General features: G+C 48.4%; 25 protein-coding genes. 20 read left to right on the forward strand and 5 right to left on the reverse strand.

Going from position 1 to position 26,199, the window contains the following annotated elements:
• Nucleotides 1-37 precede the first annotated feature (37 nt).
• Nucleotides 38-409 (reverse strand): DUF6746 family protein, encoded by a 372-nt coding sequence (locus tag AR688_RS04725; RefSeq protein WP_068229802.1) that lies wholly within the window; start codon nucleotides 407-409, stop codon nucleotides 38-40.
• Between the two features lie 426 nt (nucleotides 410-835).
• On the opposite strand from AR688_RS04725, the gene AR688_RS20125 reads away from it, so the two are divergent.
• On the forward strand, nucleotides 836-988 hold the full coding sequence (locus AR688_RS20125) for a hypothetical protein (protein ID WP_156420205.1): 153 nt from the start codon (nucleotides 836-838) through the stop codon (nucleotides 986-988).
• A 131-nt stretch (nucleotides 989-1,119) separates the two neighbouring features.
• Nucleotides 1,120-1,473 carry a VOC family protein gene (locus AR688_RS04735; RefSeq protein ID WP_068229807.1) on the forward strand — a complete coding sequence of 118 codons (354 nt, stop codon included), beginning with the start codon at nucleotides 1,120-1,122 and terminating at the stop codon, nucleotides 1,471-1,473.
• 80 nt (nucleotides 1,474-1,553) lie between these two features.
• Here the strand turns inward: AR688_RS04735 and AR688_RS04740 are convergent, their stop codons facing one another.
• The gene (locus AR688_RS04740) at nucleotides 1,554-1,811 is read right to left on the reverse strand and encodes a hypothetical protein (RefSeq protein WP_156420206.1); all 258 of its coding nucleotides are present in this window, start codon (nucleotides 1,809-1,811) and stop codon (nucleotides 1,554-1,556) included.
• Nucleotides 1,812-2,078: 267 nt separating this feature from the next.
• Between AR688_RS04740 and AR688_RS04745 the strand changes: the two genes are divergently transcribed.
• Nucleotides 2,079-2,831, forward strand: a complete 753-nt coding sequence (locus AR688_RS04745; protein ID WP_082694674.1) for a substrate-binding periplasmic protein — start codon at nucleotides 2,079-2,081, stop codon at nucleotides 2,829-2,831.
• Nucleotides 2,832-2,865: 34 nt separating this feature from the next.
• On the opposite strand, the gene ettA is transcribed toward AR688_RS04745, so the two are convergent.
• The gene (ettA, locus tag AR688_RS04750; protein ID WP_068229812.1) at nucleotides 2,866-4,527 is read right to left on the reverse strand and encodes an energy-dependent translational throttle protein EttA; all 1,662 of its coding nucleotides are present in this window, start codon (nucleotides 4,525-4,527) and stop codon (nucleotides 2,866-2,868) included.
• 160 nt (nucleotides 4,528-4,687) lie between these two features.
• On the opposite strand from ettA, the gene AR688_RS04755 reads away from it, so the two are divergent.
• From AR688_RS04755 to purF, 14 genes are all read left to right on the forward strand, one after another.
• The gene (locus tag AR688_RS04755; RefSeq protein ID WP_068229814.1) at nucleotides 4,688-5,041 is read left to right on the forward strand and encodes a DUF2750 domain-containing protein; all 354 of its coding nucleotides are present in this window, start codon (nucleotides 4,688-4,690) and stop codon (nucleotides 5,039-5,041) included.
• A gap of 143 nt (nucleotides 5,042-5,184) precedes the next feature.
• Nucleotides 5,185-5,829, forward strand: a complete 645-nt coding sequence (folE, locus tag AR688_RS04760) for a GTP cyclohydrolase I FolE (protein ID WP_068231208.1) — start codon at nucleotides 5,185-5,187, stop codon at nucleotides 5,827-5,829.
• 40 nt (nucleotides 5,830-5,869) lie between these two features.
• Complete coding sequence (locus AR688_RS04765) at nucleotides 5,870-6,586, forward strand: PepSY-associated TM helix domain-containing protein (RefSeq protein ID WP_231731961.1); 717 nt, start codon at nucleotides 5,870-5,872, stop codon at nucleotides 6,584-6,586.
• A 32-nt stretch (nucleotides 6,587-6,618) separates the two neighbouring features.
• The gene (locus AR688_RS04770; protein WP_068229816.1) at nucleotides 6,619-7,116 is read left to right on the forward strand and encodes a DUF2271 domain-containing protein; all 498 of its coding nucleotides are present in this window, start codon (nucleotides 6,619-6,621) and stop codon (nucleotides 7,114-7,116) included.
• A gap of 38 nt (nucleotides 7,117-7,154) precedes the next feature.
• Nucleotides 7,155-7,955, forward strand: coding sequence for a DUF4198 domain-containing protein (locus tag AR688_RS04775; RefSeq protein ID WP_197412109.1), 801 nt, complete (start codon nucleotides 7,155-7,157; stop codon nucleotides 7,953-7,955).
• A 102-nt stretch (nucleotides 7,956-8,057) separates the two neighbouring features.
• Nucleotides 8,058-9,179 (forward strand): 4-phosphoerythronate dehydrogenase, encoded by a 1,122-nt coding sequence (locus AR688_RS04780; RefSeq protein WP_068229822.1) that lies wholly within the window; start codon nucleotides 8,058-8,060, stop codon nucleotides 9,177-9,179.
• Between the two features lie 14 nt (nucleotides 9,180-9,193).
• Complete coding sequence (locus AR688_RS04785; protein WP_068229826.1) at nucleotides 9,194-10,213, forward strand: aspartate-semialdehyde dehydrogenase; 1,020 nt, start codon at nucleotides 9,194-9,196, stop codon at nucleotides 10,211-10,213.
• Between the two features lie 242 nt (nucleotides 10,214-10,455).
• Complete coding sequence (locus tag AR688_RS04790; RefSeq protein WP_068229829.1) at nucleotides 10,456-13,104, forward strand: FimV/HubP family polar landmark protein; 2,649 nt, start codon at nucleotides 10,456-10,458, stop codon at nucleotides 13,102-13,104.
• A 63-nt stretch (nucleotides 13,105-13,167) separates the two neighbouring features.
• Nucleotides 13,168-13,953, forward strand: a complete 786-nt coding sequence (gene truA, locus AR688_RS04795; RefSeq protein ID WP_068229832.1) for a tRNA pseudouridine(38-40) synthase TruA — start codon at nucleotides 13,168-13,170, stop codon at nucleotides 13,951-13,953.
• A 162-nt stretch (nucleotides 13,954-14,115) separates the two neighbouring features.
• Entirely contained in the window at nucleotides 14,116-14,991 is an 876-nt protein-coding gene (gene accD, locus AR688_RS04800) for an acetyl-CoA carboxylase, carboxyltransferase subunit beta (protein WP_068229837.1), read from the forward strand.
• Nucleotides 14,992-14,997: 6 nt separating this feature from the next.
• Nucleotides 14,998-16,290 carry a bifunctional tetrahydrofolate synthase/dihydrofolate synthase gene (folC, locus tag AR688_RS04805; RefSeq protein WP_068229839.1) on the forward strand — a complete coding sequence of 431 codons (1,293 nt, stop codon included), beginning with the start codon at nucleotides 14,998-15,000 and terminating at the stop codon, nucleotides 16,288-16,290.
• Nucleotides 16,287-16,898 (forward strand): SPOR domain-containing protein, encoded by a 612-nt coding sequence (locus AR688_RS04810; protein ID WP_068229842.1) that lies wholly within the window; start codon nucleotides 16,287-16,289, stop codon nucleotides 16,896-16,898. The genes folC and AR688_RS04810 overlap by 4 nt, the downstream gene beginning before the upstream one ends.
• Before the next feature lie 59 nt (nucleotides 16,899-16,957).
• Nucleotides 16,958-17,446, forward strand: coding sequence for a CvpA family protein (locus tag AR688_RS04815; RefSeq protein ID WP_068229844.1), 489 nt, complete (start codon nucleotides 16,958-16,960; stop codon nucleotides 17,444-17,446).
• Between the two features lie 21 nt (nucleotides 17,447-17,467).
• Nucleotides 17,468-18,979 (forward strand): amidophosphoribosyltransferase, encoded by a 1,512-nt coding sequence (purF, locus tag AR688_RS04820; protein WP_068229849.1) that lies wholly within the window; start codon nucleotides 17,468-17,470, stop codon nucleotides 18,977-18,979.
• Between the two features lie 62 nt (nucleotides 18,980-19,041).
• Here purF and AR688_RS04825 read toward each other — a convergent pair whose 3' ends face one another.
• Nucleotides 19,042-19,641, reverse strand: coding sequence for a Yip1 family protein (locus AR688_RS04825; RefSeq protein WP_068229855.1), 600 nt, complete (start codon nucleotides 19,639-19,641; stop codon nucleotides 19,042-19,044).
• Between the two features lie 196 nt (nucleotides 19,642-19,837).
• Here AR688_RS04825 and miaE point away from each other — a divergent pair, with 196 nt between their 5' ends.
• Nucleotides 19,838-20,602 carry a tRNA isopentenyl-2-thiomethyl-A-37 hydroxylase MiaE gene (miaE, locus tag AR688_RS04830; protein ID WP_068229858.1) on the forward strand — a complete coding sequence of 255 codons (765 nt, stop codon included), beginning with the start codon at nucleotides 19,838-19,840 and terminating at the stop codon, nucleotides 20,600-20,602.
• Nucleotides 20,603-20,604: 2 nt separating this feature from the next.
• Here the strand turns inward: miaE and AR688_RS04835 are convergent, their stop codons facing one another.
• Nucleotides 20,605-21,540 (reverse strand): GGDEF domain-containing protein, encoded by a 936-nt coding sequence (locus AR688_RS04835; protein ID WP_068229861.1) that lies wholly within the window; start codon nucleotides 21,538-21,540, stop codon nucleotides 20,605-20,607.
• 83 nt (nucleotides 21,541-21,623) lie between these two features.
• On the opposite strand from AR688_RS04835, the gene AR688_RS04840 reads away from it, so the two are divergent.
• Both AR688_RS04840 and AR688_RS04845 read left to right on the forward strand, forming a co-directional pair.
• A complete protein-coding gene (locus tag AR688_RS04840) occupies nucleotides 21,624-23,339 on the forward strand; it encodes an esterase/lipase family protein (protein WP_068229865.1) in 1,716 nt (571 codons plus the stop codon).
• A gap of 310 nt (nucleotides 23,340-23,649) precedes the next feature.
• The gene (locus AR688_RS04845; protein WP_068229868.1) at nucleotides 23,650-26,145 is read left to right on the forward strand and encodes a TonB-dependent receptor; all 2,496 of its coding nucleotides are present in this window, start codon (nucleotides 23,650-23,652) and stop codon (nucleotides 26,143-26,145) included.
• Nucleotides 26,146-26,199 lie beyond the last annotated feature (54 nt).

A 26,199-nucleotide genomic window follows, 5' to 3' on the forward strand; every position in this document is an offset into this window, starting at 1 on the left:
AAGCATAAAGCCCGGGTTAACCGGGCTTGCTATTTAATTACTTCACCAGTGTTTGAGCTGCTTTAATATAGGCATCGCCGCGATCTTTAGCCGTTGCTGTATCCATATGCTCAGAAGCAACGTGCACCTCTTCCAGTACGTCTTTTAATTTGCCGGTTTCAGCATGAATTTTTTCCAGCGCTACTTCGATGGTGTAGGTAAGTTCGTGAATTTCTACCATGGCAAGTGGTGTCAGCTCTCCTGCCAATACGGTTTTTAGTTTTTGATTATATTCACTGAAGTTGGCTACAGCTTGTTCCAGTGTATCTGAAGGCTTACCTTTATAATGATCTGGCCGTTCATCGGCCTGAACCAGCGCAGAACTTAACAGAGCAGCAGCGACAAATGTTGCAGATAAAAGTTTTTTCATACTAAACTCCAAAATGTAAATGAGAACCTTTCTCAACTAATTTAGCATATAACAAAGCCACAGCCTACTAGAAACCCTAAAAAGCTGCGTTTTTGCATCAGTCAGCTTTGGCGACGTACTTTTTGATTAGAATAATTAAGCAAAGTTATACGGTGGCTATTCTGGCTAAAGCCTTATCAGCCTAACCTGGTTTAGGATTATGGCGTAACCTTGCTGCATAGTTTGCTATTTTATATGCATAAAAACTATGTGTAAGGGTTTTTTAGCTTTTCATTCAGTGACATTTTTTTGAACATACAATGAATTTTGGTTTATTTAAGCATTAGTTTTACTAATGCATTTGCTGCAATTTATCTCGTTCGTCGTTTGTGCAAAAAGTCGGCATAATGTACAGCATATAGGCAAAGCTAAACACTGAGGTGAAGCATGACAACATTAGATACTACAGCAGATAAACATAATGTTACTGGTAAGCGTAGCAATGCAGTTGGCCGTGCTTTGCTGATCCGCCGTATTAACCACTTGCTGGCGAAAATGGGCCAGGCGCTCAACACCAGCTCGCTGGTAAGAAGTAAATAAACCAGGCTGTTTTACAGCAGAAAAGCCACGCGTCGCCAACCCGCGTGGCTTTTCTGTTTCTGGTATCTTGTTAGCGCTTATGGCTTGCATTACATTAATGTATAAATGGGTGAGAACTGGGAGCTTAAATAATGAGTGGGCATGAAAAAATTAATTATGTAGAGCTTCCGGCAAATAATTTAGCGGCAGCAAAGCAGTTTTACGGGCAGGTATTTGGCTGGGTGTTTGCTGATTATGGGCCGGATTATGTGGCTTTTGCTAATTCAGGCCTGGATGGCGGCTTTTACCGTTCAGCAAAACAATCCACCGTGGCAACCGGTGCTGCACTGGTAGTGTTGTACAGTAAAGACTTGCAGCAGACAGAAGCTAAGGTACTTGCCGCTGGCGGTACTATCGTTAAACCTGTATTTACTTTTCCTGGTGGGCGCCGTTTTCATTTTGCCGATCCAAATGGCAATGAGTTAGCAGTGTGGTCAGAGCAGTAATATCTTGCCGCTTACGCTATACAACTGGCGTAAGCGGTTTCAGTACTTAACTGCATATTCCTTAACTGCATAAGACGGCCTTATTTTTTGCTGGCAGGTGTCTGCTCGGCTGTTTTAACAACGTATTGCTCAGCTTGTTCAGTGCCGGTTGCAAAAAACAGCTCTGTCGCGGTTTTTTCCAGTGCCGCTTTTGCCTGCTGTTTAATATTGCCAGCTAGTTCTGCAAGCTGGTTAGTAACAGTCTCAGTTAAGCTATCAGTAATATTGTTGGCCTGAGCCGGGGCAGCAAAACCTAGTGTAATGACAGTAGCCAGGGTAAGAGCAGTTAACGTTTTCATCATTTCGTCCTTTTTGTCTTTGGTTAGGGTTAACAACACTCTTACCATTACAAACAGCATGCCAGAATTTAATGTGAAGTTATCCTATTGATTTAGATGATTTTTATGCTAATTTCTTTTGCTCTGTATTTGCATTTTTTAAAATGTCACCAACATGATCTGGTGAAATTGACTAAAAATTAGTTGGTTTTTTATCGGCCACTCTGGTGCTTGGCACCAAACTGCAATAGTCTATACTGCAGACATGCCCCCTCTGAGAGCATTAAAGTGGTTAAAGTAAGTCTGTGTTTTGTGTTGCTGTACTGTATAAGTGGTGCCATCTTCGCTGCTACGCCATTGCGGGTTGTTACCGAGCTGTCGCCACCCCACCAGACAATACAGAACGGAGAAGTAGCGGGGCTTAGCACGGCACTGGTCAAGGCAGTTTTAACAGAAGCCAAATTGGAAACACAGATTGAAATGTATCCTTGGGCACGTTCACTACGTATTGCCAGAAGCCTGCCTAATGTACTTATTTACAATATGGCCCGCACGGCACAGCGTGAGGCTGAGTTTCACTGGATTGGAACTGTTGCGGCATATCAGTTTGGCTTTGTTGCACTAAGCCATCGTAACGATATTAAAATTGAAAAGCTGCAGGATGCTAAGACATTAACTATTGCCGTTCAGCGCGATGATTTATCTGCCAACTTTTTAATGAACAATGGCTTTGCTATAGGGCAGCAATTGGTACTGGCTGCCGATATTACTGAGTCGTGGCAATTATTGCTCAATGGTAAGGTAGATTTAGTTATTGATGATCCCGCAGCATTGGCTGATATGGCGGCCAGTCTGAAATTGCCGCAAGAGTACATCCGTTTTGTTTATGCAATTCCTGAATTGGCACAGCAAACCTGGCTGGCTGCCAATATACAAACATCGGCTGAGCTGGTAACAAGGCTAAAGCAGGCGCATCACAAGGTGGCTGCGACTGCGCTTTATCAACAGGTCATGTCATCGACCTATCATCCGCTGCAATAAAAAACGCCCGCTGTTTGGCGGGCGTTACAAAGCATCAGATTTTTTTGTATTTAATACGGTGTGGTTCCAGCGCATCTGCACCATAGGTGGCTTTTAACCAGGTTTCATAATCTGAGTAATTGCCCTCAAAGAAATTCACCTTGCCCTCATCACGGTAATCCAGAATATGCGTGGCGATACGGTCAAGGAACCAACGGTCGTGCGAAATCACCATAGCGCAGCCAGGGAAATCGAGCAGAGCATTTTCCAGCGCGCGCAGTGTTTCTACGTCCAGATCGTTGGTAGGCTCATCCAGTAACAACATGTTCCCACCGGCTTTTAACAGCGCGGCTAAATGCACGCGGTTACGTTCACCGCCCGATAGCTCGCCGATAAATTTCTGCTGGTCATTACCTTTGAAGTTAAAGCGGCCAACATAAGCCCTGCTCGGGATCTGGAAACTGCCAATTTGCAGCATATCCTGGCCGTTGGAAATTTCCTGCCATACGGTGTTTTTCGGGTTCATGCTGTCGCGGAACTGATCAACACTGGCCAATTGTACCGTATCACCGACGCTGATGTCGCCGGAGTCGGCCTGCTCTGCACCACTGATCATTTTAAACAGTGTAGATTTACCGGCACCGTTCGGGCCGATAATGCCAACGATGGCGCCTTTGGGGATGCTAAAGCTTAAATCTTCGATTAATAAACGATCGCCAAAAGATTTACGCAGGTGGTTAACTTCCAGCACTTTGTCGCCCAGACGCGGCCCTGGCGGAATAAACAGCTCGTTAGTTTCGTTACGCTTTTGAAATTCCTGGCTCTGCAGCTCTTCAAAGCGGGCCATCCGCGCTTTACTCTTGGCATGACGGCCTTTAGGGTTAGTGCGCACCCACTCCAGTTCTTGCTTAATTGAGCGCTGGCGGGCGTTTTCAGATTTTTCTTCCTGTTGCAAACGGGCATCTTTTTGTTCCAGCCAGGACGAGTAATTACCTTCCCACGGGATACCGTAACCACGGTCCAGCTCTAAAATCCAGCCGGCAACGTTATCAAGGAAATAACGGTCGTGGGTAATAGCGACCACTGTGCCCGGGTAATCGTGCAGGAAGCGCTCCAGCCATGCAACAGATTCGGCATCCAGGTGGTTGGTCGGTTCGTCCAGCAATAGCATGTCCGGGCGCTCTAACAATAAGCGGCAAATAGCAACGCGGCGGCGTTCACCACCAGACAAATGCTCGATTTTGGCTTCCCACGGCGGCAGGCGCAGTGCATCGGCAGCGCGCTCCAGCGTATTGTCGAGATTATGGCCTTCTTTGGCCTGAATTAACGCTTCCAGCTCGCCTTGCTCACGAGCCAGAGCATCAAAGTCAGCGTTTTCATCAGCATAGGCGGCGTAAACTTCGTCTAAGCGGGTTAGCGCATTTTTAACGTCGCTTACGGCCTCTTCAACAATCTCACGCACGGTTTTGCTTGGATCCAACTGCGGTTCTTGCGGCAGGTAACCAATTTTAGTGCCTGCCAGTGGCCGGGCTTCGCCTTCAAACTCTTTGTCAACTCCGGCCATAATGCGTAGCAGGGTAGATTTACCCGAGCCATTTAAACCCAGCACGCCAATTTTGGCGCCAGGAAAGAAAGATAAAGAAATGTCTTTTAAAATAGTGCGCTTAGGTGGAACCACCTTCGACACACGATGCATTGAGTAGATATATTGAGCCATGGTTTATCTGCTTATCATTGCTGGTAATAGTGCCAGCAATTGTACGTTATTTTCACCGGGCAGGGAAAGGCGCGCTCTTGGTGTATAAGATAAAACTCGCTTTTACGCCGCGCTTTCTGGTCTAATAGCAACCAGTACTTTACCCCGGGTGGAAATGAATATGAGTCAATTTGCGCAAGATCCAAGTTTTCAACGTTTCGTTGAAGAAGCTAAAACCCATGGTGTGGTTTATGTATTAGCAGACGGTGAAGATCTGCTGGTAGTTGAATCGGTAGAATTTGAAGATACAGACGTAATGCCGTTCTGGTCAGATGAAGCCTCAGCCAAAGCGCATTGCTCTGAAGAATGGGCCGTGTACAAGCCAGAAGCCATTCCGCTTGACGTATTTTGCGATGGTTGGTTAAAAGAAATGTACGACGATGGTGTGTTAATTGGCACTAACTGGGACGAAAGTTTAAACGGCCCGGAAGTGGAACCACGCGAGTTACTTGAAGCCCTGTCACTGGTGCAATAAGCCATTCTGTTGTTTAAAGCCTTGCGGTTTTCTTTGTCGCAGGGCTTTGCTGATCATAAAAATGGCAAAAAAATGACGTTCCTCTTAAACTATCGGCCTTGACGGCACGTATTGTTGGTTTAACAGCCGGTTTGGATATAGTTATGTTATCAGAAGAAGCAGTATTGGTTAGAAGCGCGTTAGAAGCTTTGGGGCTCGAAACCCCGATGCTGGACAATGGTTTGTCGCGCGATCAGAAGTACGACAAGATAAACAGCCTGATGGCAGAAGTCGTCAGCACGCTGGGCCTGGATTTGCGCGATGACAGTTTAAGCGAAACGCCGCACCGGATTGCCAAAATGTATGTTGATGAGATTTTTGGCGGTCTTAATTATGCTAACTTTCCCAAAATTGCATTAATTGACAATAAAATGCAGGTAAAGGAAATGGTTAAGGTAAAGGACATCAGCTTTACCAGTACCTGTGAGCATCATTTTGTCACTATTGATGGTTATGCTACGGTGGCCTATATTCCGGAAAAACGCATTATTGGCTTGTCGAAAATTAACCGTATAGTGCGATTTTTTGCCCAGCGTCCGCAGGTGCAGGAACGTTTAACGCAACAAGTTTTGGTGGCATTGCAAACTTTGCTGCAAACCAAAAATGTAGCAGTAACGATGGAAGCTGTGCATTACTGTGTAAAATCGCGTGGCGTGATGGATGTAAATTCCAAAACGCAAACCACTGCACTGGGCGGTATTTTTAAAGATGATGGCCGCACCCGCGCCGAGTTTCTTGCCCGTTATTAATACATCTTGTTAAACCGTTGACCAATATTAAGGCGCTTAGATGCGCCTTTTTTACGTCTTGGTTTTTGTTGCAAATGCGAATTGTTATCAGTATTATGCCGGTAACTTTTTTACCGGTAGTGTTGTAATGATAGAACGTGGTCGTGGCCCTGTGCTGGCAAAATTTATGCGGTTGCTGCACAGCTACAGCTCGATGTTAGTGTTGGTATTGCTGCTGTTTTTTGCCATTACCGGTATCACCCTGAACCACCCGGATCTCCTGTACAGCACGGCAGGCAAAAGCAGCCGTCAGCAACTGCTGCCGTTACCTGACGCCTTGCAATACGCTGATTTACCGCAGTCAGACAGCGAACAAGAAGCTATTGCTTCGCAGTTCAGGGACTGGCTTAGCAATGAGCATCAGGTGAAGGCTTCGGTATTCAGTTATCAGTTCGACACTGATGATGGCTTGTTGGAGCTGGATTTCAAGCGCCCGGCGGGGTATGCCTCAGTGGTGGTTGATTTTGCTGCTAACACGGCCGAGCTGGAACTGGAGTTTAACGGTTATCTGGCATTGCTGAACGATTTGCATAAAGGCCGTAATGCTGGCCTTAGCTGGCTGCTACTGATTGATCTTACGGCGGTTGCCTGCATTATTTTTGCCCTGACCGGGTTTTATCTGATGCTCAAGCAAGCCTCACGGCGCAGCATTGGCAATATCCTGGCGATGCTGGGCATTTTTATCAGTTTGTTTGCGTATATCTTGTCGTTACATTAACGCCGGTGTTGGCGTATTGCAGAGGGAACATTATGAAGTTAACCGGTGCTTGTTTATGTGTATGTGCAGCGGCCTTGTTTGGGCACGCTACGTTACAGGCTGCACAAAGTGATATTACGCTGGAGTTGCCGGCAATAGAAACCAGCCAATACCACCGGCCTTATGTTGCTGTGTGGGTCGAAGATGCGCAGCAGCAACCGGTAAAATTGATTGCCCTTTGGGTAGAAAAACCAGACTGGTTAAAAGATTTGCGCCGTTTCTGGCGCAAAATTGGCCGCAGCAATACGGCTTTGGTTGATGCTGTAAGCGGTGCAACCCAGAAACCTGGCAGCTACACCTTGCACTGGGATGGTAACAATGATGACGGCGGCGCACTGCCTGCCGGTAAGTATACGCTTTTCGTTGAAGCCGCCCGCGAACAGGGGGGCCGTAGCCTGGCAAAACATGAATTTACCCTGCCAGCGAAGAATGCCGTTATTGAAATAGCCGCCGACGGTGAGCTTGGCGATATCAGCGCAATACTGCGCTAAGTAATACCTGAATTAACAGACTATTAAGGAATATTAAAATGTTAAAAAAAGCAGCGTTAGTTATGTCGGCATTGTGCGTCAGTGCCAGTGTCAGCGCCCACACATTATGGCTGGTGCCCAGCCACTACGTGTTATCTAAGCAGGACAGCTGGATAGCGGTTGATGCCTCTGCTGCCAATATGACATTTGTACCGGATAAAGGCATTGGTTTAACCAGCCTGAAACTGTACAACCCGGATGGCAAAGCGCAGGACGTGACTACCGTATATCAGGGTAAGCGCAAATCTATGGCGGATGTGCAGCTAGCTGGTGATGGCACTTACCGGCTGGAAATGGCCAACCCGCTGCGTTATTTCACCAGCTATGAGTTAAACGGCGAGCGCAAACGTCTGATGGCAAATAAACAGGAGCGCACTGCACAGCTGCCAGCCGGAGCCACAAAAGTAGAAACAGTACAAATGCGCAGCCGCAATTTTGCTTATGTTACGGTAAACAGCCCGACACAAACGGTGCTGAAACTACAAAACGCCGGGCTGGAAATCAGCAGCAATACGCACCCGGCTGATGTGGTAGCAGAAGAAGCACTGCAATTTGTGTTTCATCTGGACGGCAAACCGCAAGCTGGCGTAAAAGGTGTGTTGTCTTATGAAGGTGAGTTGTATCGTAACGATGCTGGCCGGGTTGAGTTTGAAACCGACAATAAAGGCCAGTTTAGCTTTACCCCTGAGCATGCCGGGCGCTATTTAATTGAAGCGTCTTATTCAGCCGATACCGCTACGGCGCTGGCGGATAAAGTGCGTGAATCTGTTACTTTTACGTTCGAAGTAGCCCTGCCGTAACGCGACAATTTACCCTTTTATCCAATAAAGCCAGCCTGTTTCGATAGGCTGGCTTTGTGCTATTTGTTACACTCTGGCGCAAAATATTTGCAGGAAAACCTTATGCGCATTTTTGCTGATGAGAACATGCCACTGGTGCAGTCGTTTTTTGCTCAGTTTGGTGATGTCAGCTTGTTTAACGGCCGTACCGTGAAGGCTGAACAACTGGCCGGGGCTGATATTTTGCTGGTGCGTTCGGTAACACAGGTTGATGCGGCTTTGCTAAGCCAGTGCCCGAAACTACGTTTTGTCGGTACCGGCACCATTGGTATGGATCATATTGATCAGCCGTATCTGGCACAGCGTAATATCAGTTTTTCCAGTGCGCCGGGCTGTAATGCGCAATCTGTGGTCGAATATGTGCTTAGCAGCCTGTGGTATCTGGCGGATAAATATCAGTGGCAGTTAACTGAAAAAACCATTGGCGTAGTTGGCGTGGGCAATATTGGCCGTCGGCTGGTAACGGCATTACAGGCCCTTAATATCAAGGTATTGCAGTGCGATCCACTACGGGTGCAGCAAGAGGCTGATTTTGCCCATACCGACTTTGCAGCCTTGTGTCAGCAAGCTGATATTATCAGTTTTCATACACCGCTTATTAGCAACGGGCCTTTTGCTACCCGGCATTTACTGAATGCTAAAACATTGCAGCAGCTCAAGCCCCATTGCGCAGTTATTAATGCGTCGCGCGGTGCTGTGATTGATAATCAGGCATTACTTAACGAGCTGAGTAGTGCAGACCACAGAAGAGCGGTAGTGCTGGATGTATGGGAGCAAGAGCCGGATATCCTTACGGCGTTGCTACCTTATGTTGATATCGCCACCGCACATATTGCCGGGCATAGTGTTGAAGGCAAAGCCCGCGGTACAGAAATGTTATATCAGCGCTGCTGTGAATTGTTTGGCCAACCGGTAAAACAGCAGTTAAGCCAGTTGCTTGCAGTGCCAGCAATGGAAAAATTGCAAATTAGCGCAGATTTTGGGCTTCCAGATGTCCAAAATTTGGCAAGACTGTTATATGATGTGCGCCGTGATGATGCAATACTGCGCCATTACCTGCAGCGTAACGGGTTTGACTGGCTGAGAAAGTCGTATCCGCCGCGGCGTGAATTCAGCTCATTACAACTGTGTGGCAAGGTGATACCAGGCTACTTGCCGCAATTAGGTTTTAGCCTCGCACAATAACTAGAGGGACTGTCATGGCTTCGCAATATAATGTTGCCGTTTTAGGTGCAACAGGGTTGGTAGGACAACATTTAATCGAAATTCTGGAGCAGCGCGACTTCCCGGTTGCTGAACTGTTCCCATTAGCCAGCAGCCGCTCTGCTGGTGGTACCGTGACGTTCAAAGGCAAAAAGATTAAGGTTATTGACGCAGAAACCTTCGACTGGTCAAAAGCGCAAATTGGTTTGTTTTCTGCCGGCGGCAGCGTATCAGCAATTTATGCCCCCAAAGCTGCTGATGCCGGTTGTGTGGTGATCGACAATACCTCACATTACCGTTACGAGCCGGATATTCCTCTGGTGGTGCCAGAAGTTAACGCCCACGCTATTGCCGATTACCGTAACCGCAATATTATCGCCAACCCCAATTGCTCCACTATCCAGATGCTGGTGGCGTTAAAACCAATTCATGACGCTGTGGGCATTAGCCGTATTAACGTAGCAACTTATCAGTCGGTAAGTGGTGCAGGCCAGGACGCTGTAGAAGCATTAGCCCGTGAAGCCGCGCAGCTGATGAATGGCCGGCCGATAGAAGATGACGGCAAGTTTGCCCGGCAGATTGCTTTTAACGTGATCCCGCAAATTGATGTGTTTATGGATAACGGCTACACCAAAGAAGAAATGAAAATGCACTGGGAAACGCAGAAGATTTTCGGTGACGACAGCATTTCTGTTAACGCCACTGCGGTGCGGGTACCGGTGTTTTTCGGTCATGCCGAAGCGGTACATATTGAAACCCGTATGCCCATCAGCGTTGAGCAGGTAAAAGCGTTGCTGGCCGAAGCGCCTGGCGTAGTGTTACTGGAAAACAATGCAGATTTCCCAACCCAGGTATGTAGCGCGGCTGGTAAAGATGACGTATTTGTTGGCCGCATCCGTCAGGATTTATCGCATGAAAATGGTATAAACCTTTGGGTTGTAGCAGATAATATCCGCAAAGGCGCCGCAACAAACAGCATTCAGATTGCAGAGCATCTGATCCGCGATTATCTCTAGTTGTATTAAGGCCCAGCATGGAAGGCCCCGTATGGGGCCTTGTTGTTTTTTATGCCCGGTTAGTTTCACTACGTTTTTTTAACACTGGTCAGAATGGCCGCCTTGCTTTATATTTTCAGCATTTAGTTACCACATATAGTTGGAACAGTGTTTGCAGGTCGTTTGCAGTTAGCGCTAAAGATTACTGTAGCTGCTGCCGATTTCTTCTGTAAATGCGCCTGATTTTGGGGTAGGGGACATTAATGCCTTGGTTATTTGTTTTACTGATTACTGTGCTTGTCAATTTTTCGTCATCCTTGCAGGCACAGGAAAATACAACCCAAATTCGTGGGCCGCGAGGTTCAGATGCGGTTACTCCTTCGCAAATCCGCGGGCCGCGTAATTCCGATACCGTCGCACCAGCTGAGCAAATTGGCCCGTTAAGCCCGGCCGACACCTTATGGCGGGTGGCTGAACGGGTTAAACCTGCTGGCAATATCAGCCTGTATCAGGTGATGTACGCGCTATACCTGAAAAACCCTGATGCTTTTCTTGAGGATAATCTTAATCATTTAAAACCCGGCGCAATTCTGGTGCTGCCATCGCTGCAGGAAATTCAGCAGGTTGATGTTGCTATTGCCAGGCAAAAAGCCGAACAGGACGACAAAATCTGGGCACAGCGGCAAAAAGCTGCCGCGCCAAAGCCAGTGGCTACCGCAAGTACCGAAAGTGCAGCTGTCAGTGCGACACCGCCGCAATGGCAGGCAGAGTTAAAACGGTTGGATGAACAGCAACGCCAGCAGCTTGATGGCTTACGCAGCCAGTTTGCTGATTCAACGCAACTGGTTGAAACCATGGTGCAGGAGAATTTGCAGCTAAAAACCAGTTTAACCAAGTTACAGCAAGAACTGGAATTGCTCAAAGTACAGCTGGGTGAGGATAGTGAAATTCAGCAGCAAATTGAGCTTCTAGTGCAACAACAAGCACAGCTGCTGCAAGCTAAAGCTGATGAAGAAGCCGCGGCAAAAGTGGCGGCAGAGCAAAGTTTTGACTGGCAAAGCCTGCTGCAAAACCCGCTAAGCTGGATCCTCGCCGCCTGTATACCGGCATTGCTGGTGTTGTTCAGTGTGCTGATGTGGGTAAAAAAACGCGGCCAAAAAACTGAAGAAGTCATTAACGCAGCCCGCACAGAACCTCAGGCAGATCCTACTTATCATTCACCACTGCCGCCGCTGGAAGAAAATGATGATTTGGATGAAAGCCTGTTCGAAATTGATGATGCGCTGCTCGAAGATGCCTTTGTAGATGACACCATATTAACGGCAGACAGCAGTGCTGACAGCGATCTGTTGCAGTTTGACGATGCACTGACTTTTGAAGATGACAGTTTGTTACCAACGGCAGAGAGCAAATCAACAGAGCAGCCAACAAAGCCGGATGAGACATTTGATGCCGATAATATTTTGTCTGACAATGATTTGGCGGCCCTTTTTGCTGCAGATGATGACGACGACGCTATTGTTGAGCTGGCTGATAACGACGATGGTCTGGACGATATATTAAGCGAGCCTGGCACTCAGCCGGACATGGGCGGCGATATTACGCCAGATGAAGAAACGTTTGACGAATTTGATATTGATGATCTGATAGAAGAAGTTGCACTGGATGAAGACGACGAACTGGTTGAATTAGCCGGACAAGAGCAGGATATGCTGGCAGCGTTGGCACGGCCGACTCCGGCACCAACCGAACCGGAGGCTGATACTGAAACCAGCGTTGCTGCAACTGAAGCAGAAATCACCCTGGATGACGCTCTGCTGGCAGAGCCAGAGCAAAGCTTTGACAGTTCAGAGCTGGAAGAGTTTGCCGAAAGCCTGGTAGCGGAAAGCGAAGCTGCGCAGCTTGAAGTGATACCAGAGTATGAACTGACAGATGATGATGAAGCGCTGTTAAATGCAGAATTGAGTGAACTGCTGGACCAGGTAGACACGCTTGACGATGTGGCAGCTGAAGATGCTACTACTAATACCGTTACGCCGCAGGATATCGGGCTTGAGCCATTGCCATCAGAGCCGGACAGCGAACTGGCTGACGAGCTTGACACTACACCACTGGATGCGACGCCACTTGATACTGCATCACTTGATATTGCAGCAATAGATAGCGGGCTGAGTGAGCTGGATGATGCGCTGATTGATGATGCTGAGGCCTTAAAGGCCGAAAATAAAACCTTGCAGAACCTTGATCTGACGGCACTGGATGACACTTCTGTCAGCCGGCCGACAGAGGCGGCATTATCGGTAGAAAACCCCAGCAAGATGCTTGAGCAATATCCTGAACTGGAGATGGCTGATGATGATTTGCTAGGTGAGTTTGACTCGGCTTTTGAGTTGTCCGACCCTGACGGGCCGCTGCCCGACGAAGCTGTTGAAATAGAGCTGGATCCGCTGCCAGAGGCACAGTTTGATACACTGATGACCGAACTGGAAGCGATGGCTGATAATCTTGAACTGACGGATGCTACTGCAGAGGATGTAGCAGATTTCAACCTGACAGATGACACTGATGTAATAGCTGCACCCGTGGTTGAAGATTTTGATTTTGCCGATGACGATTTTGTTGAAATTGACAAGTTGCTGGCCAGTGCCGACCAGCAAGAGCTGGACCCGGAGCGGTTTAACAAGCTCAATGTTGATGTAGGGCTGGACGAGTTTGCCGATATTATCGGCGAGCATGAGCAGCGCGATGTTGACAGAGAAGATAACGGCTACGCAGCCAAGCTTGACTTAGTGCGGGCTTATATCGAAATTGATGACAAAGAAAGCGCCGCTATATTACTGGATGACATTCTTGGCTCTGACGCGCCGGATAATGTTAAAACCGAAGCGGCCAAACTAAAGCAAGCCGAATAACCGCCAACACTGCATATTAATGGCGGTTGCGGTATAATAGCCGCCGTTTAACAGGGGGATGGCATGCGCATTGCGTTAGGTATTGAGTACGACGGGTCTGGGTTTTATGGCTGGCAGCGTCAGCGTGAAGTAAACAGCGTACAGCAGGAACTGGAAACGGCACTGTCTAAAGTGGCCAACCAGCCGGTAGAATTGTTTTGTGCCGGACGCACTGATGCTGGTGTACATGCCACCGGGCAAGTCGTGCATTTTGATACCACTGCTGTACGCGATGATAAAGCCTGGGTAATGGGGACTAATGCCCAGTTACCTGATGCAATCGCAGTGCGTTGGGCCAAAGCAGTACCCGATGATTTTCATGCTCGTTTTAGCGCCACAGCCCGCCGTTACCGCTATATTATTTATAACCATAAATTCCGCCCGGCCATTTTACGCGCTGGTTTAAGCCATTATCATCAAAGCCTGGATACAGATTTGATGCAGCAGGCTGGCGAATATTTGCTGGGTGAGCAGGATTTCAGCTCGTTTCGGGCGATGCAATGCCAGTCGCACAGCCCGTTTCGTAATGTGCATCACTTACGTATTAGCAGGCAGGGCGACTATATTATTCTGGATATTAAAGCCAATGCGTTTTTGCATCATATGGTACGTAATATTACCGGTAGTTTGCTGGAAGTCGGCATGAAGAACCGCCCGCCACAGTGGATTGCTGAGCTATTGGCGGCCAAAGATCGTAATCTGGCAGCAGCAACGGCCAAACCCGGTGGGCTTTATCTGGTAGATGTAGATTATCCTGCGCACTTTGCCTTACCCAAGGCGGTAACCGGTCCGCTGTTTTTACCAGACTAAAGGCTATTTGACTGCCTTGCGGCTTGTACTACTAAGACCAGTTTTTTATATTATGTAGCGTCAGTTTTGTGCTTTAATAGCGCCGGTTTACTGAATTTCGGCGTTTTTTAACGTATTTACGGCATGGCGAGTACGCGGTGCTGTTACCTATAGGAAACATTTATGAGTTGGTTAGAAAAAATCCTGCCCAGAACATCCTCTTCTTCCGCGCGTCGAAATATCCCGGAAGGTGTCTGGACCAAATGCACATCCTGTGAAGCCGTACTATATAAAGCAGATTTAGATCGTAATCTTGGCGTATGCCCCAAGTGTGATCATCATATGCGGGTATCGGCCCGCTCACGCTTAACCAGCTTTTTCGATGCAAACACCACTAAAGAGCTGGCAGCCGAGCTTGAACCGCAGGATTTACTCAAATTTAAAGACAGCAAGCGCTACAAAGATCGTATTGCGGCAGCACAAAAAGACACCAATGAAAAAGATGCCATGGTTGTAATGCACGGCACCTTAAAAGGTATGCCGATTGTCGCTGCATCATTTGAATTTGAGTTTATGGGCGGCTCTATGGCGTCAGTCGTGGGGGCCAAGTTTGTCGCCGGTGTTGAACACGCATTACAGCACAAAGTACCTTTTGTTTGTTTCTCTGCCAGCGGTGGTGCCCGTATGCAGGAAGCACTGTTTTCTCTGATGCAGATGGCAAAAACCAGCGCCGCACTGGCAAAAATGAGCGAAGCCGGCCTGCCATATATTTCAGTGTTAACCGACCCGACTATGGGCGGTGTATCGGCCAGCCTGGCTATGCTGGGTGACGTAAACATTGGCGAACCCAAAGCATTAATCGGCTTTGCCGGCCCACGGGTTATTGAACAAACGGTACGTGAAAAGCTGCCGGAAGGTTTCCAGCGCAGTGAATTCCTGCTGGAACACGGTGCTATTGATATGATTGTTGACCGGCGCAAAATGCGCGATACAATTGCGCGATTAGTCGCGAAGTTTATGCAGCTGCCTGCTCCGGTATCGGAGCACAACGCCGCTTAAGGTGTTATGTCAACTACAACAGTACTGAACAGCCAATCGTGCCAAAGCCTGGCCGATTGGCTTTGTTATATTGAGCAAAGCCATCCTGTGCACCAGATAGAGCTGGGGTTGGATCGGGTATACGCTGTTGCGGCCAGAGCTGACCTGCAACATCTGCCGGGTAAAAAAGTGCTTATCGCCGGTACTAACGGCAAAGGCACCACCGCCTGCTGTATTGAACAACTGCTGCTGGCGCAGGGCAAAACGGTTGGCGTATACAGCTCGCCGCATCTGCTGCAATTTAACGAGCGTTTACGCATTAATGGCCAGGATGTCGCTGACGCTGACTGGATCAGTGCTTTTGCTTTTGTTGAAGCTCTGCGCCAGGACATTGCCCTGACGTATTTTGAATTTACCACGCTGGTTGCATTTCGTTTGTTACAACAACAGCAACCAGAGTACTGCCTGATCGAAGTCGGGTTAGGCGGGCGGCTGGACGCGACCAATATTATTTCACCGGATATCAGCGTAATTACCACGATAGATTTGGATCATCAGGACTGGCTGGGTAATGATCGCGACAGCATTGGCCGTGAAAAAGCCGGTGTGTTCAGAGCCGATGGTATCGCCATTATTGGTGAGCTTAACCCGCCACCATCTGTATTGCATAAAGCGGCAGAGCTGGCTTGTAAAACGGTATTGGTACAGCACGACTATCATTACCAGTACGATTATCAGCAACAGGGCGAAAGTTGGCAGTGGCAAGGTGTAAGTCAGCAGTTTGATAACTTGCCGGTACCGGCGTTGCCGGTGCAAAATGCAGCCTGTAGCCTGGCTGTGCTGGAGCAGCTTAATATGCTGCCCTCAGCACAGCAATTAAGCAGCGTTTTGGCTAATCTGACTCTGGCTGGCAGGATGCAATGGCTGCAACAACAGCCTGCTATTATTGTCGATGTAGCACACAATCCGCAGTCGGCTCGTTACCTGGCCCAGCAACTGCTGCTGCTTAAACCACGTTTCCGGCGTATACTGGCGCTCGTGGGTATGTTAAAAGATAAAGATATTGAGCAGACATTGCTGCCCTTGACGCCATTGTTTGAACAATGGCATCTTGTCAGCCTCAAAGGGGTAAGGGGCGCAACTGCAGAGCAACTTGATAAGGTGCTGGCACCGCATGGTGTGGTAACCCAACTGCATGATGATACGCAAAGCGCTTATCAGCAGTTGCAGCAAGGGCTGCAAAATGATGAGTTATTGGTTGTGTTTGGTTCGTTTATTACAGTGTCAGCAGTGCTGTCATGCCATCAGGAGGCAAAGTGACACCCGCATTTAAACATCGTTTACTCGGTACAGTGATCCTGGTACTGGCCGGTATCATTTTTCTGCCTGATTTACTTGATGGTGAAAAACAGGTTGTGAAAGACGATTTTAAAGTCATCCCAAATCGTCCTGAATTTAAAGGCGTACCACAGCAGCAAGCTTTTGATCAGCAAGCATTTGAACAGGCGCGCACAGAGGTAACACCTGAGCCGGTGGATGAGCTTGCGTTAGATACCGAAGAGCAAACACCAAAAGATGACAATGGCTTACCGTCGCAGCGTTATACTCAGGTAACAGCCCCTTCAGCAGACAGACCCGCAACAACACGGCCGGTGAATGAAGCGCTGGCTCAGGCTGGCTGGGTGGTAAGGGTGGGTAGTTTCAGCAAACCGCAAAATGCCAATGCGTTGGTAGCCAAATTACGCCAGGCGGGTTTTGTTACCTTTACCCGCGATATCAGCAATGCGCAGGGCGTAAAACTGACCAGTGTACTGGTAGGCCCGGAACTGCGAAAAGAGCGGCTGGAGCAGCAACTGCCTAAACTGCAGCAATTAACCGGCATTGAGCGGTTATCAGTAATGAGTTATCAGCCAACCGAAAATAATTAGCCAAGCAGTCGCTGTCTTTGGTAGAATGCGCGCCGTCATCAAACAACCTTTGGTAGCAAATGGTCTGGGTTGATTTTGCCATTCTGGCAATCATAGCGTTATCTGCAGTTATCAGCTTGGTACGTGGCTTTGTTAAAGAAGCTATTTCACTGGCTGTCTGGATCCTGGCATTTTTTGTTGCCAGCCAATATTACCCCCATCTGGCCGGTTTATTTACCTCCATGCAGGATGAAACCCTGCGTAATGCCTGTGCTATCGCTATTTTGTTTATCTGCAGCCTGATTGTTGGCGCTTTAGTTAATTTTCTTATTGGCAAACTGGTGCAGTCTACCGGTTTGTCCGGCACAGACAGAGTATTGGGCCTGGTATTTGGCGCGCTGCGCGGTGTATTGGTTGTCAGCGCGGTATTGTTTTTTATGGACGCTTTTACCCCGGTGGCAAGTGCCGACTGGTGGCAGCAATCAACTCTGATCCCTGAATTCGGTTTTATTATTGAATGGTTCTTCGAATATTTGCAGAACCATTCCAGTTTTATGCAAAAGCCTTAACGCTGGCGAGGAAGAAAATCCATGTGTGGTATTGTTGGTATCGTTGGGAAATATCCGGTTAATCAGGCACTTTATGATGGTTTAACTGTGTTGCAGCATCGCGGGCAGGATGCTGCGGGTATCGTTACCGTTGACCACAACACGCTGCGCTTGCGCAAGGCGAACGGGCTGGTAAAAGATGTGTTTGAAGCCCGCCATATGCAACGGCTGGCGGGAAATATTGGTATTGGCCATGTGCGTTATCCGACAGCGGGTTCTTCGAGTACAGCTGAAGCTCAGCCGTTTTATGTCAATAGCCCCTTTGGCATAGCGCTGGCGCACAACGGCAACCTGACTAACTCGCATATTCTTAAAGAAGATATTTTCCGGGTGGCCCGCCGCCATGTAAACACTACATCTGACTCTGAAGTGTTGTTAAATGTGCTGGCCCATGAGCTGCACAATAGCGGTGTAATGGAGTTGCAAGCTGAGCATATTTTCCGCGCTGTAGCCAATGTACATCGCAAAGTTAAAGGTGGCTATGCTGTTGTGGCGCTGATTATCGGCCACGGTTTACTGGCGTTTCGCGATCCAAACGGTATCCGCCCGTTAGTGATGGGTAAGCGCGAAACGGATCTTGGCACTGAGTATATGGTGGCATCTGAAAGCGTTGCACTGGATGCTGACGGCTTTGCCGTACTGCGGGATGTATCTCCGGGCGAAGCAGTGTATATCACCGAGCAGGGCGAGTTACACAGCTTTCAGTGCGCTGAAAACCCAAGCTACACGCCGTGTATTTTCGAATATGTCTATTTTGCCCGGCCAGATTCAACCATCGACAATATTTCGGTATATGCCTCCCGCGTGGCGATGGGCACTATGCTGGGGCAGAAGATAAAACGCGAATGGGCTAACCTGGATATTGATGTGGTTATTCCTATTCCTGAAACCAGTAACGATGCGGCATTGCAAATAGCCACTGTGCTTGGCCTGCCATACCGTCAGGGTTATGTGAAAAACCGTTATATTGGCCGCACCTTTATCATGCCTGGCCAGGAAGCGCGGAAAAAATCGGTTAAACGCAAACTCAATGCCATTAAGCAGGAGTTTAAAGGCAAAAACGTACTGCTGGTCGATGACTCTATAGTACGGGGCACGACATCACAGCAAATTATTGATATGGCACGTGAAGCCGGTGCGAAAAAAGTGTATTTTGCCTCGGCGGCACCGGAAATCCGCTTTCCTAATGTGTATGGTATTGATATGCCATCGGCCAATGAGCTGATTGCACATGGCCATGATGTGGAAAGCATCTGCAATATTATTGGCGCTGACGGCCTGATTTTTCAGTCACTGCCAGATCTGATTGAAGCTGTACGGCTGGAAAACCCGGAAATTAAACGTTTTGAAACCTCGGTATTTGACGGTAACTACGTTACCAATGATATTGATCAGGAATACCTGAACCGGCTGGACCAAATGCGCAGCGATGGCGCTAAGGAAAAATCCGGCGCAGCGATGGCAACAAATCTGGAAACCTATAACGAAGGTTAAGCAGGGGCCATAACATAAAGGGAGCGTTAAGCTCCCTTCGTTGTTTCTGCTTTAGTAACCGTTTAATGCGTAAATGCCGGGCCGAAGCCGGAACTCCACAATATTGCTGTGGCAGTAAGAATACACACCAGCAGCACCAAACCACAGGTAACCACCGAACTGGCGTAGATAAAACCACGCTCTTCCGGGATATGCATCAGTATGGGTACGCCGACATACAGCAAATATACTGAATAAGCTAAACCAATCAGGCCTATCACCATTACTACCCAAAGCTCCGGATACAAACCGGCAAAACCTACCATAAACAACGGCGTTGATGTATAGGCAGCCAGTTCCAGAGTTTGGGTGTAAGTGGGTTCTGCGCCAAAGGTATGTGCCATCCAGTGCGCCAGCAGTGCCAGTGCAAATACACCGGCAATAAGTGCAATGTACATGGCTACCGACATCATCAGCGCGCTGTCGGGGGTTAGCATAATACGGTTACCTACACCTATACTCCAGCCCAGATATACGGCGGAATAATAAGCGCAAACAGAGGGTATCAGTGCAACCAGCAGAATGTGGATCAGGCTATAACGAAAACTTTCATGTCGTGCATCTATTGTATGCCATTCTTCTTTCGGATGAGCATACAGTCCCCATAAGTGATTCAATATCATAATTATTATCCTTGTCACTACGTCTGTATTATCGGGCTATTTGTAATAGCCGTTACATCAGTTATGACCAATATAATGCGCTTCGTCAAGCATTCTGGTTGAAATTTGACCAAGCAGCTCCGGCAACTATCATCGCTTGGTAGCCAGAGGGCTATCCGCTATAATGCGCGCCATCTGTGAACGACGAACAAACAGCATGCTCAGCGCCGAAATTACGCAGTTATTAAGCCCGGTAAAACAGTTTTTGCAATGTGAAACCCCTGCACAGTGGCTGGTGGTGGCCGCTAAACCACAAAACTTGCCGCTACTGTTGCAGGATCACCTGATTTGTGAATTAAAAGCGGCGCAATCAGCTATGTACCTGATCCGCCGTTACGCCAGCGATGAGCAAAGTGGTGAGGCTTTACTGCAATGGCTTAAACCCTATGAAGATTTTACCTACCGTCAGCACGGCGACTGGAAAGCACTGGCCGGGCTTAGCCTGAAAAAGTCGATGTTGCCTAAGGCTAACTCCGGCTACGCACAGGATCTGATTGATAAAATGGTGCTGCTGATCAAAGAAGAGCTGCATCATTTTTATCAGGTGTTGGAGGTGATGGCTGCAAATGGGATTGAGTACGAAAAAATTACCTCCAGCCGGTATGCCCGTGGGCTGCTGCGCCATGTACGTACCTATGAGCCAGAGGCAATGGTAGACAAGCTGATCTGCGGTGCTTTTATTGAAGCGCGCTCCTGTGAGCGTTTTGCAAAGTTAGCTCCGCTTTTGCCAAAGCCTATTGCCGATTTTTATATTTCTTTACTGCGCTCCGAAGCCCGGCACTATCAGGATTATCTGACACTAGCGACAGAAATAGCCGGACAGGATATCAGTGAGCGCATCGCGTTTTTTGCGGCAATTGAAGCGGAGCTTATCAGCTCGCCGGATGCTGATTTTAAATTTCACAGCGGTATACCGGCCTGAGGTTATAAAATAACACAGTACTCGGCTACCACAACTTTATTACGACCACTGTGTTTAGCCTGATACAACGCCGCATCGGCATCGGCGTATAACTGCTCAAAGCTGGTTTTGTTGCGCGCCAGCGCGATACCGACCGACAGCGTAATGCGTAGTTCCCTGCCATCAATATACAGTTTTTCATCAGCGATTTGCTGGCGCAGGCGCTCGGCGACGTCGACAGCGGTATCGCGATCGGTTTGTGCCAAAAAAATACCAAACTCCTCGCCGCCAATACGGCCAAAAATATCGTATTCGCGCAAGGTGCTTTTTATTAAGCGGGCTACCTGGCGCAGTACTTCGTCACCGGCCTGATGGCCGTAGGTGTCGTTCACGTGTTTAAAGTGGTCGATATCCAGCAAAAAGAACGCCATGGCACTGTGCTGGCGGCTACAGCGGGTAATTTCAGCTTGCACCGAGGCAACAAAACTGCGCCGGTTGGCAATTTGTGTCAGCTCGTCGGTGAGCGCTAAATCAGTTAATTTGCGGGTATGCTCGTTTAAATGCTGTTCAACAATTTTTTGCTTGGTAATGTCTTTAGCTTGTATCAGCATTTCGCCACCAGGCAAGGTTTGCTCTGAGAACAAAAACCAGCGGCCATCTACTAAATCGACTTCAAACAGGCGAAAATCACGTATGCGGCGCAGTTGCTGCACCCGGCTGAGCCAGTTGTCGATATTGTCGGCATCAATACGCGGGCCTTTTTGCGTGCGAAAGGCGGTGTGCATAATGTCGGCAAAGCTTTGGCCAATCAGTTCAGCTTCGGGGCGGAAAAACACTTCCATAAAGGCTTTATTAGTACAGAGCAGAATATCGTCAGCAGAAAAAATGGCATAACCATCGCGACTGACATTAATAAATTCAGCCAGCTGGCCGGCAAAGTGTTTAAATGAGTTTTCCATACTGAAAAAACCTGACACATAACAATGCTATAGTAATACAGCATAGCGGAAATTCAGCCTGTTTTTAAATCTCAGGGGTAATAATGTTACAGCGTTACCGTTTATCACAACTGTTAATTTTGCTGCTGGTTGTGGCACTGCAAGGCTGCAGCCAGGGCAAATATATCTACTGGAAAAAACCTGCACCGCTGCCGGAAGAAGCTGTAACCGGCTTTCTGGCCTATCAGTATATAGGCTTAAATCAGGTTGCTGATGAAGCCGTGGCCGATTACTGCCTGCAGCTTACTACACAGCGCTCGCCGGGGTACCAGCTGTTTTTGTTGCAGCTAAGTTGTGCAGAGCGCTGGCTGGCACAGTCACTGACGGCTGAGCAGCGCCAACAGGCCATGGGCTACTACAACCGGGCTTTAATGCCGCTGGTCAGGGCAGCCATAACCGGGCAGGATACCAGGCCGTTAAATTTGCAGCTTAAACTACAGGTAGACAAGGATGAAAGTGGCCTGGCGTTTGAGCAGTTTTTTCTGGCTGCTGACCTGCAAGCCTACGACCCTTATATGTTGCGCCAGCAGGACAATGGCTTAGGCATTGCTGTTGTGGGACAGCGTGAAAATACCGGCTCTGAACGGGATCGTTATTTTCCGCCGGAAGGCATTTTCCGGCCACTTACTGTGATGCCCGTTAAGCTGGATTTTAGCAACCCGGTGTTGCCGGTGCTGACATTACGTGGCGTTTATATGCAACAGCAGCAACAGTGGCCGTTAGCACAGCAGCAGTATGCGCTGAACTACGATCCCGCTTCGGCCCTTCTGTGTTTGGTAGAAGTAGCGGTGATCGATCAACTGGAAAAAACTGGCCTGTTTAATGCTGACAAAGTAGAGGAAAAGCTCGGTATTTATGCTTTAGAGCCGCTAAGCGAAGATAAAATTCCTGTCCTGATGATCCACGGTTTAAATTCCAGCCCGTTAATATGGCGCCGTTTAAGCTGGGCGATATTCTCTAACCCGCAGTTGTCGGCACGGTATCAGGTGTGGCATGCATTTTATCCCTCCGGCCCGCCACCGTTTTTTAACGCCATGCGTTTAAGAAAACATGCCGATGATTTACTACAGCATATTTCGCCTGATCTGCAGGCTGTGGCCGCCAATAATATGGTACTGGTGGGGCATAGCATGGGTGGTATTATCAGTAAAACCTTTATGCAAAACAGCGGTACAGCGTTGTGGGATACCACTTTTTACCGGCCAGCAGCTGAACTGCGGGTCGACGCTGATACCCGCCGCACCTTGGAAGATATTTTTATCTTTAGCGCCAAACCCTATGTAAAAGGCGTAGTGTTTATTGATACGCCGCATCGCGGTGCTGCTACTGCCGATAGCTGGATTGGCCGGCTGGCATCGATGATGATAACCCTGCCTGTAACAATGAAAAACGTGTTTGGCAAGATGTGGCTGGCGTTAACCAATGACGATATTAAACCGGCGATGCGCGGCTATATGAGCGGCTCTGGCCCGAACAGTGTTGATGTGCTATCGCCAAAGCACCCTTTGGTGCAGCAACTAACATTACTACCACTGCAGGTGCCGGTGTATTCCGTGATCGGTAATAACAACGTGGGTCGCTGTGCTGATTTTGCCAGTTGCCCGGCGCTGAACGATAGCGTGGTGCCCTATAGCAGTGCACATTTACCACAAGCGCAGGCAGAATATGTGGTTGCCTCACAACATAACTCTTACCAGTCACCGCAAGCTATTGAGTTTATTTTGAAAGTTTTATCTTCAGACACTGCATTATCACAGTAATCCTGCAGCCGCTATCAGCGTAGTGTGACAGTTGCTGGTGCAATAGCGGCTTTTTTCCTTGACAAGCCACCTGCTTTCGCTCTAATTTAGCACAATTATTGAAATATGGTTGCGCAATCATTTTGTGTCAATGACAGTTTTGGCGATGCTTACGTCAATAAGTTGCTGTATTTAATTGGCCTGTTGTAGGTTTTTTTTGCATAACTTGCAGCTAAATGGTAGCGCAAACATTTGTTTGATAAAAATAACTGAGCCCTGTGTAAGTGCTTGAGCTGCAGTAACGACAATAACTCCGGGGGGAGAAACAATTATGCCAATCAGCAAACTAAAACCAGTTAGTAATTTAAGACCTGTTAATAAATTAAGAAAAAGCTATCTTCTGATCTCTGCTGCGATGCTCGCGGCAGGGGCAGGCAATGCCTATGCACAAAGCACTGAGCTAGCGCCAAGCACCAGTAGCGAAGCGCGGGCGATAGAAGTTATCCAGGTTACAGCCACTAAGCGGGTAACCACTATCCGTGAAACACCACTGGCGGTTACCGCTTTTGACCAAAATGCGCTTGATGATAACCACGTACTGCAACTGGATGATTTACAAGGTACGGTACCCAGTTTGCATATTGCGCAAAACGGCACACAAAATACGCCTATGGTGTACTTGCGCGGTATCGGCTCGTCGGATCAAACTGAAAGTGGCGACCCGGCAGTGGCCTTTCACGTTGACGGCGTTTATTCTGCCCGTTCGCAGGGCGCATCAGCGCTGATGTTTGATTTAGAAGGCGCTGAAATTCTGCGCGGGCCACAAGGCACCTTGTTTGGCCGCAACGCCACCGGCGGTGTGGTTAACCTGCACACTGCCAAACCTAAGCTGGACTACTTTGAAGCTAATGCCGAATTTACTCTGGGTAATTACGATCGGCGTGCCACCCGCGCAATGGTTAATTTACCGCTGACAGATACACTGGCTATCCGTGTAGCGGCTGCGGTGGATAAATCTGACGGCGTGGTGGATATGGCACCGGGCTCTGCAATGGGCAAAAAATACGGCTCTACCGATTTAGCCGCTGCACGTTTTAGTGCCTTGTGGCAACCGAATGACAACTTTGACTGGTTCCTGTCGTATGAAAACTTCATCGATCAGGGCACCGGCCATATTCCTACTGTAAGTGGCGGCTCAGATCGCTCGGCTTATATTCAGGAACCGGGTTTTAATGATTTTGTTATCGACAGCCTGCGCACCCGGTTAAATTACAACTTTGATAACGGCATTACAGTGTCGTATATCGGCGGTTATACCGACTCTTCCCGTGAATCTGTCTGGGACAGAAGCTGGGATGAAAACAAATATGAATGGGGCGGCTGTGTCGAGTGCGATCACGAAGCCACTCAGCACGAGTTACAACTGAAAAACGAAGACAGCGCCCGTCTGCAGTGGATGGTTGGCATGTTTTACTTTAAAGAAAACAACAGCACCATTTTTGATATTGTGCACCCGGATGTTGATTACGAAGGTGGCAGCACACCTAACCCGAATTTATGGTCTACTTACCGTCAGCCGGATCGTGGCTTAAAATCAAACAGTATCTATGCGCAAAGCACCTATAAACTGACCGATGTGTTCCGCATTAGCCTGGGCCTGCGTTACACCGAAGACGAGCGTTGGGACCGAGGCGGCCGTAATATTATGTGCCCTGATGTTAAACGCACAGAAAACCTGCCGCTAAACAGTGACTATGTCGGCCTGCTGGACCCGGATAATCTGCTAAATGGACTGGCACCAAACAAATTTCTGGTACAGCCGGGGCAGTGCTGGGTAGATACCTACAACGATACCAGCCCAAGTTGGGATAAAACCACCGGTATGGCACGGTTAGAATGGGACTTCTCGCCGACAGTAATGCTGTACAGCTCTTATGCTACCGGCTTTAAATCCGGCACTATTCAGGATGGCGGCCGTTACACCGGCACAGGCCCGTTTACCCAGGCCGATTTAGACGCCATTATCGCTGACAATAACAATGACGCAGCTGGTACCAGTGCTTATGTGGCCCCAGAAGAAAATACCAGTATTGAACTGGGCTTAAAAGGCTCGTTTCTTGATAACACGCTGCAGCTATTTGCTGCGTTATTTACTACCGAATATACCGATTTACAGGTAACCAGTAATGTTACTACCGAAACCGGTGCCGACTTACTGCGTAAAACCAACGCCGGTAAAGCCACGATTAACGGTTTGGAAGTAGAAGCTAAATGGCTGGTGGGCAGCAATGGTGAGCTAAACGGTACACTGTCGTATCTGGATGCGAAGTACGATGAGTTCCTGACTACAGACTCCAGCTACGGCGCTGATGGCATAGCCTTTAACCCGTCAGCCGGTAACCCGAACCTGCCTAATCTGCTGGATTTCAGTGGTAACCACCTGGTGCAGGCGCCGGAGTTCAGTATGTCGCTAAGCTACGAGCATTTCTTCGAGTTAAGCAATGGTGCTACAGTGCGGCCACGCTTACGTGCCAGCTATTCGTCAGAGATATGGTTTGATCCGGCTAACCGTGGCGACCGGCCGGAAGGTTTCCGTGATCTGCCCTATGCTGCGGATATTGACCGCCAGGATGCCTACACCAAGCTGGATGCCAGCCTGGCTTATCAGCCATCTGCCGGCAACTGGAGCCTGGAAGCTTTCGTTAATAACCTGACTGACAAAGCAATAAAAAGCGATCAGGGCCGCTGGAACAGTAACCCGGTACCTAACTATATGTGGCAATCGCCGCGTACTTTTGGTGTACGGGTAAAAGTAAGCTTTGAATAACTAAGCCGGAATAGCCAAACCAGAATAGCTAAACCGGAATAGCTAAGTAAAATT

The organism is Rheinheimera sp. EpRS3, assembly GCF_001513785.1.
In the GTDB taxonomy this organism is placed as follows: Bacteria; Pseudomonadota; Gammaproteobacteria; order Enterobacterales; family Alteromonadaceae; genus Alishewanella.

Bases quoted from the DNA above. Each gene is read 5' to 3' on its own strand.
- AR688_RS04725 (WP_068229802.1), bottom strand. From the start codon at position 409: ATGAAAAAACTTTTATCTGCAACATTTGTCGCTGCTGCTCTGTTAAGT.
- AR688_RS20125 (WP_156420205.1), top strand. From the start codon at position 836: ATGACAACATTAGATACTACAGCAGATAAACATAATGTTACTGGTAAG.
- AR688_RS04735 (WP_068229807.1), top strand. From the start codon at position 1,120: ATGAGTGGGCATGAAAAAATTAATTATGTAGAGCTTCCGGCAAATAAT.
- AR688_RS04740 (WP_156420206.1), bottom strand. From the start codon at position 1,811: ATGAAAACGTTAACTGCTCTTACCCTGGCTACTGTCATTACACTAGGT.
- ettA (WP_068229812.1), bottom strand. From the start codon at position 4,527: ATGGCTCAATATATCTACTCAATGCATCGTGTGTCGAAGGTGGTTCCA.
- AR688_RS04755 (WP_068229814.1), top strand. From the start codon at position 4,688: ATGAGTCAATTTGCGCAAGATCCAAGTTTTCAACGTTTCGTTGAAGAA.
- folE (WP_068231208.1), top strand. From the start codon at position 5,185: ATGTTATCAGAAGAAGCAGTATTGGTTAGAAGCGCGTTAGAAGCTTTG.
- AR688_RS04765 (WP_231731961.1), top strand. From the start codon at position 5,870: ATGCGCCTTTTTTACGTCTTGGTTTTTGTTGCAAATGCGAATTGTTAT.
- AR688_RS04770 (WP_068229816.1), top strand. From the start codon at position 6,619: ATGAAGTTAACCGGTGCTTGTTTATGTGTATGTGCAGCGGCCTTGTTT.
- AR688_RS04775 (WP_197412109.1), top strand. From the start codon at position 7,155: ATGTTAAAAAAAGCAGCGTTAGTTATGTCGGCATTGTGCGTCAGTGCC.
- AR688_RS04780 (WP_068229822.1), top strand. From the start codon at position 8,058: ATGCGCATTTTTGCTGATGAGAACATGCCACTGGTGCAGTCGTTTTTT.
- AR688_RS04785 (WP_068229826.1), top strand. From the start codon at position 9,194: ATGGCTTCGCAATATAATGTTGCCGTTTTAGGTGCAACAGGGTTGGTA.
- AR688_RS04790 (WP_068229829.1), top strand. From the start codon at position 10,456: ATGCCTTGGTTATTTGTTTTACTGATTACTGTGCTTGTCAATTTTTCG.
- truA (WP_068229832.1), top strand. From the start codon at position 13,168: ATGCGCATTGCGTTAGGTATTGAGTACGACGGGTCTGGGTTTTATGGC.
- accD (WP_068229837.1), top strand. From the start codon at position 14,116: ATGAGTTGGTTAGAAAAAATCCTGCCCAGAACATCCTCTTCTTCCGCG.
- folC (WP_068229839.1), top strand. From the start codon at position 14,998: ATGTCAACTACAACAGTACTGAACAGCCAATCGTGCCAAAGCCTGGCC.
- AR688_RS04815 (WP_068229844.1), top strand. From the start codon at position 16,958: ATGGTCTGGGTTGATTTTGCCATTCTGGCAATCATAGCGTTATCTGCA.
- purF (WP_068229849.1), top strand. From the start codon at position 17,468: ATGTGTGGTATTGTTGGTATCGTTGGGAAATATCCGGTTAATCAGGCA.
- AR688_RS04825 (WP_068229855.1), bottom strand. From the start codon at position 19,641: ATGATATTGAATCACTTATGGGGACTGTATGCTCATCCGAAAGAAGAA.
- miaE (WP_068229858.1), top strand. From the start codon at position 19,838: ATGCTCAGCGCCGAAATTACGCAGTTATTAAGCCCGGTAAAACAGTTT.
- AR688_RS04835 (WP_068229861.1), bottom strand. From the start codon at position 21,540: ATGGAAAACTCATTTAAACACTTTGCCGGCCAGCTGGCTGAATTTATT.
- AR688_RS04840 (WP_068229865.1), top strand. From the start codon at position 21,624: ATGTTACAGCGTTACCGTTTATCACAACTGTTAATTTTGCTGCTGGTT.
- AR688_RS04845 (WP_068229868.1), top strand. From the start codon at position 23,650: ATGCCAATCAGCAAACTAAAACCAGTTAGTAATTTAAGACCTGTTAAT.